General features: G+C 76.1%; 6 protein-coding genes. 2 read left to right on the top strand and 4 right to left on the bottom strand.

Annotation, left to right across the window (positions count from 1 at the left end):
• Positions 1 to 107 precede the first annotated feature (107 nt).
• Complete coding sequence (locus tag ACWIZO_RS09635) at positions 108 to 896, top strand: trans-aconitate 2-methyltransferase (protein WP_448642253.1); 789 nt, start codon at positions 108 to 110, stop codon at positions 894 to 896.
• A gap of 24 nt (positions 897 to 920) precedes the next feature.
• On the opposite strand, the gene topA is transcribed toward ACWIZO_RS09635, so the two are convergent.
• The 4 genes from topA to ACWIZO_RS09615 all read right to left on the bottom strand — a co-directional run bounded on the left by topA (position 921) and on the right by ACWIZO_RS09615 (position 8,250).
• Positions 921 to 3,803: a type I DNA topoisomerase gene (gene topA, locus ACWIZO_RS09630; protein WP_448642252.1), complete on the bottom strand. Its 2,883-nt coding sequence runs from the start codon at positions 3,801 to 3,803 to the stop codon at positions 921 to 923.
• A 203-nt stretch (positions 3,804 to 4,006) separates the two neighbouring features.
• Positions 4,007 to 5,566, bottom strand: coding sequence for an alpha/beta hydrolase (locus ACWIZO_RS09625; RefSeq protein WP_448642251.1), 1,560 nt, complete (start codon positions 5,564 to 5,566; stop codon positions 4,007 to 4,009).
• Positions 5,563 to 5,889 (bottom strand): hypothetical protein, encoded by a 327-nt coding sequence (locus tag ACWIZO_RS09620; protein ID WP_448642250.1) that lies wholly within the window; start codon positions 5,887 to 5,889, stop codon positions 5,563 to 5,565. Before ACWIZO_RS09620 ends, ACWIZO_RS09625 begins: the two co-directional genes overlap by 4 nt.
• Positions 5,890 to 5,940: 51 nt before the next feature.
• Entirely contained in the window at positions 5,941 to 8,250 is a 2,310-nt protein-coding gene (locus ACWIZO_RS09615; RefSeq protein ID WP_448642249.1) for a sodium-translocating pyrophosphatase, read from the bottom strand.
• Between the two features lie 303 nt (positions 8,251 to 8,553).
• Here ACWIZO_RS09615 and ACWIZO_RS09610 point away from each other — a divergent pair, with 303 nt between their 5' ends.
• A complete protein-coding gene (locus tag ACWIZO_RS09610) occupies positions 8,554 to 11,139 on the top strand; it encodes a DEAD/DEAH box helicase (RefSeq protein ID WP_448642248.1) in 2,586 nt (861 codons plus the stop codon).
• The last annotated feature ends 4 nt before the right edge of the window (positions 11,140 to 11,143 follow it).

The following is an 11,143-nucleotide window of genomic DNA, read 5'->3' as shown; positions in this document are numbered from 1 at the left end:
TCCCGGGGCTCGGTGGGGACGGGGACGGGGATCCTCCGACGGCCGGTCCACGGTACCGGCCGGCACCGACGTCCCCGGGCACGCGGCGGGCTCCTACCGTCGGTGCCGTGGACGCCGCCTGGGACCCCGCCGTCTACCTGCGCTACGCCGGCGAGCGGGCGCGGCCCTTCGCCGACCTGCTGGCCCGGGTGGACGCGGCCGACCCGCGGGTGGTCGTCGACCTCGGCTGCGGCGAGGGCGCGCTGACCGCGTCCCTCGCCGCCCGCTGGCCGGGTGCGCGGGTGACCGGCGTCGACTCCTCGCCGGAGATGCTGGCCGCGGCGGCCGCGCACGCGGTCCCCGGGCGGGTGGGGTTCGTCCGCGGCGACGTCCGGGACTGGCGCCCGGACGGGCCGGTCGACGTCGTGGTCAGCAACGCCGTCCTGCACTGGGTGTCCGGCCACGCGTCGCTGCTGGCCCGGTGGGCGGGGCACCTGGCGCCCGGGGGCCGGCTGGCGGTGCAGGTCCCGGGCAACCACACCGCCCCGACCCACCGGCTGCTGGCCGAGCTGTGCACCTCGCCGCGGTGGTCGGACCGGCTGGCGGGTGCCGCTCCCCCGCCGGACGCCGTCCTCGAGCCGGCCGGCTACCTCGACGTCCTGACCGGGGCCGGGCTGGCCGCCGACGTCTGGGAGACGACGTACCTGCACGTGCTGCGCGGCCCCGACCCGGTGCTCACCTGGGTGCGCAGCACGGTGCTGCGGCCGGTGGTGGCGCTGCTGGACGACGACGGGGCCGCCGAGCTCACCGCCGCCTACGCCGCGGCGCTGCGGGCGGCCTACCCGCCTCGGCCGGACGGGACGACCGCGCTGCCGTTCCGCCGGGTGTTCGCGGTGGGGCGGCTCGACGGCGCGTAGCCGGCTGGGCGCGGCCGGTGGCGCTCAGCTCGCGGGGACCGCGTCGGACGAGGCCGCCTTCTTCGCGGTCGCCTTCTTCGCGGTGGCCTTCTTCGCCGTCGTCTTCTTCGCCGTCGTCTTCTTCGCCGTCGTCTTCTTCGCGGCCGTGGTGGTCGTGCGGGTGGCCTTCTTCTTCGTCGCGGCCGGGCGGCTGCGACGGTCGGCGAGCAGCTCGGCTGCCCGGTCGAGGGAGATGGTCTCGACGTCGTCGCCCTTGCGCAGGCTGGCGTTGGTCTCGCCGTCGGTCACGTAGGGGCCGAACCGGCCCTCGCGGACGGTGATCTGGCCCTGCGTCACCGGGTCGGCACCCAGCTCCTTGAGCGGCGCCGCCGCGGCCCGCCGTCCCCGCTGCTTAGGCTGGGCGAACACGGCCAGCGCCTCGTCGAGGGTGACGGTGAACAGCCGGTCCTCGCTCTCCAGCGACCGCGAGTCGCTGCCCTTCTTCAGGTAGGGCCCGTACCGGCCGTTGAGCGCCTGGATCTCCTCGCCGTCGGGCGCGGTGCCCACGCTGCGCGGCAGGGTCAGCAGCCGGAGTGCGTCGTCGAGGGTGACCGTCTCCGGCGACATGGAGGAGAACAGGCTGGCCGTGCGGGGGGCCTCCTTGCTCCCCTCGGGCACGACGGTGGTGACGTAGGGGCCGTAGCGCCCGGCCTTGAGCACGACGGGGTGCCCGGTGCCGGGCTCGGTGCCCAGCTGGCGGTCACCCGACGGCGCGGCGAGCAGCTCGGCGACCGTGTCGCCGGTCAACTCGTCGGGCGCGAGGTCCTCGGGGAGGCTGACCCGCGCCCCGTCCTCGCCGCCGGCCTGCAGGTAGGGACCGTAGCGGCCGACCCGGACGACGACCGGCTCACCGTCCGGCCCCGTGGCGCGCAGCGGGATCGAGTTGACCCCGCGGGCGTCGATCTCCTCCAGCTGCTGGCCGATGACCGACTTCAGGCCGCCGGAGGCGGCGATCCCGCCGGCGTGCCGGCCCTCGCCGCCGAAGTAGAACTCCGTCAGCCAGTCCACCCGGCCCAGGGCGCCGGCGGCGATCTCGTCGAGCTCGTTCTCCAGCGACGCGGTGAAGTCGTAGTCGACGAGCTGGCCGAAGTGCTGCTCCAGCAGGTTGACCACGGCGAAGGCCACGAAGGTGGGCACCAGCGCGGAGCCCTTCTTCCACACGTACCCGCGGTCCTGGATGGTCTGCATGATCGACGCGTAGGTCGACGGGCGGCCGATGCCGAGCTCCTCCAGCCGGGCGACCAGGCTGGGCTCGGTGTAGCGCGACGGCGGGGTCGTGGTGTGGCCCTTGGGCTCCAGCGACCGCGTGTCGAGCTGCTGGCCGCGCTCGACGCGGGGCAGCCGGCGCTCGGCGTCGTCGCTGCCGTGCTCGTCGTCGCCGCCCGCGGCGCCCTCGTCGCGGGACTCGACGTAGGCCCGCAGGAAGCCGGGGAAGGTGATGGTGCGCCCCGACGCGGTGAACTCCACCCGCTCGTCGGTGGTGCTGCGCCCGGCCAGCCGGATGCTGACGGTCTGCCCGACGGCGTCGGCCATCTGCGAGGCGACGGTGCGCTGCCAGATCAGCTCGTAGAGGCGGAACTCGTCGCGGGCGAGCTGCCCGGCGAGCTGGCCGGGGGTGCGGAAGGAGTCACCGGCGGGGCGGATCGCCTCGTGGGCCTCCTGCGCGCCCTTGGCCTTCTTGCTGTAGCGGCGCGCCTCGGCCGGCACGTAGGCGTCGCCGTAGAGCTCGCGGGCCTGGGTGCGGGCGGCGTTGATCGCCTCGTTCGACAGGTTCGTCGAGTCGGTCCGCATGTAGGTGATGTGGCCGTTCTCGTACAGCCGCTGGGCCACCCGCATGACCTGCGCCGAGGACCAGCCGAGCTTGCGGCCGGCCTCCATCTGCAGCGTGGAGGTGGTGAACGGCGCGTAGGGACGGCGCCGGTAGGGCTTCTCGTCGACCCGGCCGACCGTCACCTGCCGGCCCTCGAGCCGGGCGGCCAGGCCGCGGGCGCCGGCCTCGTCGAGGTGGACGACGTCGCCGGTGACCTGGCCGGTGGCCGGGTCGAAGTCGCGGCCGGTGGCCACGCGGCTGTCGTCGACGCCGACCAGCCGGGCGCGCAGCGTCGTGGGCTCGCCCGCGTCGGCACCGGCGGTGCCGGGGACGGCGAAGACGCCGTCGAGCGACCAGTAGTCGGCCGCGGTGAATGCCATCCGCTCGCGCTCCCGCTCGACGACGATGCGGGTGGCCACCGACTGCACACGGCCGGCCGAGAGCTTGGGCAGGACCTTCTTCCACAGCACGGGGCTGACCTCGTAGCCGTAGAGCCGGTCGAGGATGCGGCGGGTCTCCTGCGCGTCGACCAGCGCGGTGTCGAGCTCGCGCGGGTTGGCCACGGCGCGGGCGATCGCCTCGGGGGTGATCTCGTGGAAGACCATGCGGCGGACGGGCACCCGCGGCTTGAGGGTGTCGACCAGGTGCCAGGCGATGGCCTCGCCCTCGCGGTCCTCGTCGGTGGCGAGGTAGACCTCGCTGGCGTCCTTCACCAGCTGCTTGAGCCGGCTGACCTGCTGCTTGCGGTCGGGGCTGACGACGTACAGCGGCTCGAAGGAGTTGTCGACGTCGACACCGAGCCGGGCCCACGAGGCGCCCTTGTGCTCGGCGGGCACGTCGGCGGCGTTGCGCGGCAGGTCGCGGATGTGCCCGACGCTGGCCTCGACGACGTAGCCGTTGCCGAGGTAGCCGGCGATCTTCCCGGCCTTGGTGGGCGACTCCACGATGACCAGCGGGCGGCCACCCCCGGGAGCGGCGCTCCGGCGGCGGGCGGGCGTGCTGGTGCCGCCGGCCGTGCGGCCGGCGCTCTCGCCGTTCTTCGCGGTCTTCGTGGGCACGGTGCTCCTGTCGGTGGTGCGAGGTCGCGGCGGCGCGGTGCGCGGTGGTCGACACCTGGTGCGCCCCTCGGCGGGCCACGGTAGGCCACGACCCCGGAACGCGACCGGCTGGCGACCCCGCGTGGGCGCGCCGTCACCGGCACCAACGGGCCAGGGCGCTGCGTGTTCCCGTCACGCCGGCTCGCTGTCACGCCGGCTCGCTGTCATGCCGGCTCGTAGGTGTCGACGACGACCTCGCCGATCGCCGCCCGGGTCGGGAAGCCCTCGTCGTAGTACTCCCCGTGCATCATCGACCAGCCGGTGGGGAGCTCCACAGCGCCGAAGTCGTCGCGCCAGGTCGGGTACTGCCCGTGGTGGTCCCAGGAGGTGACGGGGTCGACGGGCGAGGACGCCTCGTACACCTCGGCCACCTCCAGGCCTGCGGCGTCGTTCTCCATGCCCGGGCTGCCGTTGAGCACCACCGCGTCGGCGGCCAGCCGACCCGGCACGTCCGCGGCCTCGTCCACCACCACCGTGCCGTAGCTGTGCGCCACCACGGTGACGCGGGAATCGCCCGGGCGCAGGGGGTCGGCCGCGCGGGCCGCGGCCAGCCCGGCGAGGTCGCCGGCCAGCGCCGCCCCGCCCTGCTCCGCCCTCCCCCGGAGGAGCACGCGCCACGACTGCATCCCGGACGGCGGCCGGTAGCCGAACCAGGCGACGGTCGCGACCGAGGCGGCGGGCGCCGCGGCCGATGCGGCGTCGGCGACCGACTGCGCCCGGTCCCCGAGGTCGTCGAGGTCCTCGTCCGGGTCGTTGCCCATGCCCGGCACGAGGACCGCGACGTCCTCGGCGGTGTCCAGGTCGCCGTAGGAGACCGCGACCTGGCCCTGCTGCGGGTCGAAGACCCACAGCTGCACGGGCCGGCCGGCCGCCTCCTCGGCGGCGAGCTCGGCGGCTGCCGCCCGGGCCGTCGCGTACCCGGTGCTCGACGGGTCGGCCAGCGTCCGGTCGAGCAGCAGCCGGTTGGCCCGGTCACGGGCCCAGGCCGGGAGGCCGTCGAGCGCGCCGATCGACCGGGGGTCCAGCGTGGTCAGCGTGTCGCGGGCCGGCTCCGGGAGCCCGGCCCACCAGGCGGTGACCGCCCCCGGTGAGCGGTCGACCGGGAGCCCCACCGGAGGGAGACCGGCACCGACCGCCGCGTGCAGGCCGGCGAAGTCGGCGGGGACCACCGCGCCGGTGCCGCCGACCGCGCTCAGCGCCTCGACCGACCCCGCCGCGTGCAGGGCCGCCTGCGCGGCCGCGTGGAGGGCGTCGGCGGCGAGCGCGGCCACCCGCTCGGCGGCGGCCGCCCACTCGGCCGCCGCGGCGGCGTGGTCGGCCAGCGCCTGCGGCGTCGCGCCGGCGGATGGCGCGAGCGGCGCCGGGGTGCCGACCCCGCCGGCCTCGTCGACCGTCACGCCGCTCGCCGCGGCCTCGGCGAGCGCCTGCGCGGCCAGCTCCTGCGCCGTGCGCGCCTGCCGCGCCGTGTCCCACAGCCGGTCGAGGGAGGAGTCGAGGGCCACGGTCACGGCCGTCGTCACCGTCGACACCTCGCCGAGCACGCGGGCGGCCTGCTGCGCCGCGTCGCCGTACCAGCACCGCGCGTCGGCCAGGCTGCGCGCGACCCCCTCCAGCCGCGCCCGCCAGCGCGGCAGCCGTTCGGCCACCGCCTCGAGGGTGTAGACCGCGCCGTCGAGCAGCGAGGTGTCCCAGGCGGCGACGCCGGTCAGACCCGGGGCGCTCACGCCGTCGTCCCGGTGCCGCGGCAGGCCCGCGCGCGCAGCAGCGAGTCGGAGACGGCGGCGTCGGCCAGCCGGTAGGAGCGCACGGCACCCAGCAGCGTCTCCCCCGTCGCCGCGGCCCCGGCTCCCAGGTCGGTGACGAGGGTGGCCCAGGCCCGGCCCGTGGCGCCGGCCTGCTCCGCCGCGTCGCCGGTGACCGCCGTCGCCAGGGACACCGCCGTGGAGCGGCAGAGGTCGGCGTCCCCGGAGAGCTCGGTGGCGAGGGCGGCGAGCTCCTCACCGAGCCCCTGGACGGCGGTCAGTTCGACGGCGATCTGCACGGACAAGGGACCCTCCCGGTGACGGCGCCGGCCCGGGGTGGACCGGCGCCGCGCACGCTAGGAGCGGGGACGGGCAGCGGGTGTCGCGTCGTCCACAGCCGGGGTCCCGTCCACAACCGGCGCCGTCAGTCCCGGACCGGCGGTGTCGTCGGCGCTCCCGCCGACGACGACCGACCGGCGCTTGGACACCACCACGGCCGCGACGACGACCAGGGCCGCGGCCGCGGCGATGAGCAGGCGCACCGTCGTGTTGGCGTCGTCCCCGACCGAGAGCCCGACCACCGCGGGGGCGATGAGCAGCGCCACCAGGTTCATCACCTTGATCAGCGGGTTGATCGCCGGGCCTGCGGTGTCCTTGAACGGGTCGCCGACCGTGTCACCGATGACGGTGGCCGCGTGGGCCTCGCTGCCCTTCCCGCCGAAGGCGCCGTCCTCCACCATCTTCTTGGCGTTGTCCCAGGCCCCGCCGGAGTTGGCGAGGAAGACGGCCATGAGCGTGCCGGTCGCGATGGCGCCGACCAGGTAGGCCGCCAGCGGGCCGAAGCCGAGCCCGAAGCCGACGGCGACCGGCGCCAGGACGGCGAGCAGGCCGGGAGTGGCCAGCTCGCGGAGGGAGTCCTTGGTGCAGATGTCGACGACGGCGGAGTAGTCCGGCCGCTCGGAGAAGTCCATGATCCCCGGGTGGGTCCGGAACTGCTCGCGGACCTCGAAGACCACCCGGCCGGCGGCCCGCGAGACGGCGCTGATCGCCAGCCCGGAGAAGAGGAACACGACGGCCGCGCCGATCACCGCCCCGACGACGTTGTCCGGTGCGACCAGGCTGAACGACTGCGCCAGGTCGACGTCGCCCAGCGCGGTGCGGACCTGCTCGTTGTACGACCCGAACAGTGCCGTCGCGGCCAGGACCGCGGTCGCGATCGCGATGCCCTTGGTGATCGCCTTGGTCGTGTTGCCGACCGCGTCGAGGTCGGTGAGCACCCGGGCACCGGCCTCGTCGATGTCGCCCGACATCTCCGCGATGCCCTGGGCGTTGTCGCTGACCGGGCCGAAGGTGTCCATGGAGACGATGACGCCGGCGGTGGTCAGCAGCCCGCAGCCGGCCAGGGCGACGGCGTAGAGCGCCGCGCCACCGCCGATGAGGAACGCGCCGTAGACGGCGGCACCGATGAGCAGGGCGGCGTAGACGGCCGACTCCAGGCCCAGCGAGATGCCCGAGAGCACCACGGTCGCCGGGCCGGTGAGGGAGCTGCGGCCGACGTCGCGGACCGGCTTGCGGGAGGTCTCGGTGAAGTAGCCGGTGAGCTGCTGGATCGCCGCGGCCAGGACGATGCCGATGAGGACTGACACGAACCCGAGCACCTGCGGGTTGACCACCGCGTCGGGGACGTCGGCGACGCTGGGCAGCACGGTGAAGGCCGCGGCGGCGACGAGCACGAGGGAGACGACCGCGGAGGTGAAGAAGCCGCGGTTGATCGGGGCCAGGCCGCTGGCGTCGTTCTTGCCGGGGTTGCTGGCCAGGATGCCGACGACCGAGGCGAGCACGCCGATGCCGGCCACCACCAGCGGGAAGACCATGCCGTCGGAGCCGAAGAAGACCTGCCCGAGGATGAGGGCGGCGACCAGCGTGACGGCGTAGGACTCGAACAGGTCCGCGGCCATCCCGGCGCAGTCGCCGACGTTGTCGCCCACGTTGTCGGCGATGGTCGCGGCGTTGCGCGGGTCGTCCTCGGGGATGCCGGCCTCGACCTTGCCGACGAGGTCGGCGCCGACGTCGGCGGCCTTGGTGAAGATGCCGCCCCCCACGCGCATGAACATCGCGAGCAGCGCGCCACCGAAGCCGAAGCCCTCCAGGACCACCGGCGCGGTGTCGTCGAAGAGCAGCAGCGCCAGGGACGCCCCGAACAGGCCCAGGCCGACGGTGATCATCCCGCAGACGCCGCCGGTGCGGTAGGCGATGCGGAAGGCCGGCCGGTACCCGCCGGCCTGGGCCGCCGCGGCCACCCGGACGTTGCCGCGGGTGGCCAGCGTCATGCCGATGAACCCGACCGACGCCGAGAACAGCGCGCCGACCAGGAAGAACACGGCGCGGCCGACCCGGGTGCCCCAGCCGCCCTCGGTCACCGGGAGCACCAGCAGCAGGAGGAAGACGATGACGGCGAAGACCCCGAGTGTCCGGAACTGCCGGCGCAGGTAGGCGCCCGCTCCCTCCTGGACGGCCCGGGCGATCTCGCGCATCCGCGTCGTCCCCTGGTCGGCGCCCAGGACGGCGCGCACCAGGGACCCGGCGAACAGCAGTGCGGCGAGCGAGACGACGAGGGCTGCTGTGACGAGGACGACGTCCCCGCCGGAGAGATGGGTGTCCGGCATGGATACCTCCGTGCGGTCGGGTGCCGCCGGGCGGCCCGCGTCCCCGGTCGGCGGAGGGCCCCCCGGGGGTGGGAGGTCTCCCACCCCCGGGCGCCGCGTCACTGTATTGGAGATCACACTCTGCGTCTGCCCCTCGGCCCGGGCCCCGGGGACGCGCTCGCGGGAGCGCAGCGGGTTGCCCGCGGGTGTGACAGTGGGAGGGTGACCACGCTCCACCCGGTCCGGCCGGCTGCTCCCCCATCCGGCCCGGAGGGTGCACCCGGGGGCGACCCGGGCCCAGGGGGCACGCCCGCCGACCCGGCGGTGCACGCGTCGGCCGCCGCCCACGGGTCCGGCGGCCCGGTCCGTCCCGGTCCCGTCCCGCCCAGTGCCGTCCCGCCCAGTGCCGTCCCGCCCAGTGCCGTCCCGCCCGGCGCCGAGCTGCTGGAGGGGCTGCTCGCCGGGACCCCGGACGACGAGCACCCGGTCACCCACGTCCACCGCCTGGCGGTGCGCGAGAGCCGCACCCTGCCGTGGCCGGCGTGGGTCGACCCCGGCCTCCGGCAGCGGCTGGAGGAGGCGGGGGTCCGCGAGCCGTGGCGGCACCAGGTCGAGGCCGCCCGGCTGGCGCACGAGGGCACCTCGGTCGTCGTGGCCACGGGCACGGCGTCGGGCAAGTCGCTGGCCTACCAGCTTCCCGCGCTGACCCGGCTGGCGCAGGACCCGCGCGCCTGCGTGCTCTACCTGGCCCCGACCAAGGCGCTGGCCCGCGACCAGCTCGCCTCGGTGGCCGCGCTCGCCGACCCCTCGGTGCGCCCGGCCGCCTACGACGGCGACACCCCGGCCGAGGAGCGCGACTGGGTCCGCCGGCACTCGCGGTGGATCGTCACGAACCCGGACATGCTGCACCGCGGCGTGCTGCCGGCCCACCAGCGCTGGTCCTCGACGCTGCGCCGGCTGGCCTACGTCGTCGTCGACGAGTGCCACGCCTACCGCGGGGTGTTCGGCTCGCACGTCGGGCACGTGCTGCGCCGGCTGCGGCGCATCTGCCGCCGCTACGGCGCCGACCCGGTGTTCGTGCTGGCCTCGGCGACCGTCGCCGAGCCGGCCGTGGCCGCCACCCGCCTGGTCGGGGCGCCCGTCGTGGCGGTCACCGACGACGGGTCGCCCCGGCCCGGCGCCACCTTCGCGCTGTGGGAGCCGCCGCTGACCGAGCGCACCGGGGAGCACGGCGCGCCGCTGCGCCGGTCGGCGGCCGCCGACACGGCCGGGCTGCTCGCCGACCTCGTCGAGCGCGGCGCGCGCACGCTGGCCTTCGTCCGGTCCCGGCGCAGCGCGGAGACGGTGGCCGAGCAGGCGCGCCGGCTGCTCGCCGACCGCGGCCGTGACGACCTGGTGCGCCGCGTGGACTCCTACCGCGGCGGGTACCTGCCCGAGGAGCGCCGGGAGCTCGAGCGGGCCCTCTCGGCCGGCGAGCTGCTCGGGGTGGCGACCACCAACGCCCTCGAGCTCGGCATCGACATCGCCGGCCTGGACGCCGTGGTGCTGGCCGGCTACCCGGGCACGCTGGCCTCCCTCTGGCAGCAGGCCGGCCGCGCCGGGCGGGCGCAGCGCGAGTCGCTGGTCGTCTTCGTCGCCCGCGACGACCCGCTCGACCACTACCTGGCCCACCACCCCCGGGCGGTCTTCGGCCGGCCGGTCGAGGCGACGGTCACCGACCCGGCCAACCCCTACGTCCTCGGGCCCCAGTTGTGCTGCGCGGCGGCCGAGCTGCCCCTCACGCCCGAGGACCTGCCCGCGTTCGGCGGCGCCGTGGCGCAGGCCCGGCTGGAGGAGCTCGTCGCCGCCGGCGTGCTCCGCCGGCGGCCGGCCGGCTGGTACTGGGCCGGCCGCGGGCGTCCCGACGTCGACATCCGCGGCAGCGGCGGCGAGCCCGTGGCGATTATCGAGGGCGACACCGGCCGGCTGCTGGGCACCGTCGACGGCGGTGCCGCGCACGCGACCGTGCACACCGGCGCGCTCTACGTCCACCGCGGCGAGACCTACGTCGTCGACGAGCTCGACCTCGACGACGCCTGCGCCGTCGTGCACGCCGAGGCGCCGGAGTGGACCACCGTCGCCCGCGACGTGACCGACCTGGGCATCGTCACCACCGACCGGACCCGCCGGCTGGGCACGGTCACCGCGCACACCGGCGTCGTCGACGTGACCAACCAGGTCGTGGCCTACCAGCGGCGCCGGGCCGGCACCGGCGAGGTGCTCGCGGAGTTCCCGCTGGACCTCCCCGCCCGCCAGCTGCGCACCCGCGCGGTCTGGCTGACCCTCGACGCGCAGGCCGTCGCCCGTGCCGACGTCGACGACCTGGCGCTGCCGGGGTCGCTGCACGCCGCCGAACACGCCGCGATCGGCATCCTGCCGCTGCTGGCCACCTGCGACCGGTGGGACCTCGGCGGGCTGTCGACCGCGCTGCACCCCGACACCGGCACCGCGACGGTGTTCGTCTACGACGGGCACCCCGGCGGCGCCGGGTTCGCCGAGCGGGGGTTCGCCGCGCTGCGGCGCTGGCTGACGGCGACGCGGGCCACCGTGGCCAGCTGCGAGTGCGAGAGCGGCTGCCCCTCCTGCGTGCAGTCGCCCAAGTGCGGCAACGGCAACGAACCGCTGGACAAGGCCGGCGCCGTCCGTGTCCTCGACGTCGTGCTCGACGAGCTGGCCGCCGCCGAGGACGACGGCGATGAGGGCGAGGGCGACGGCGACGGCGACGGCGGTGCCGAGGTCCCCACCGGTCCGGTGCGCGGCCTCCTGCGGCGGCCGGTCACCGGGCGGGTCCCCGCCGGCGCGGCTCCCGACCCCGACCCGTCCCCCGCGGTCCCCGCCGCCGGTCACGTCGAGGACGGCCTCGTCTTCTGACGCC

It is taken from the genome of Geodermatophilus sp. URMC 63 (genome assembly GCF_053502565.1).
Note: the sequence above shows the minus strand (reverse complement) of the source record. Positions and strands in the feature narration are given on the sequence as shown.

Excerpts from the sequence above, each read along its gene's own strand:
- ACWIZO_RS09615 (WP_448642249.1), bottom strand. The coding sequence starts at position 8,250 with ATGCCGGACACCCATCTCTCCGGCGGGGACGTCGTCCTCGTCACAGCA.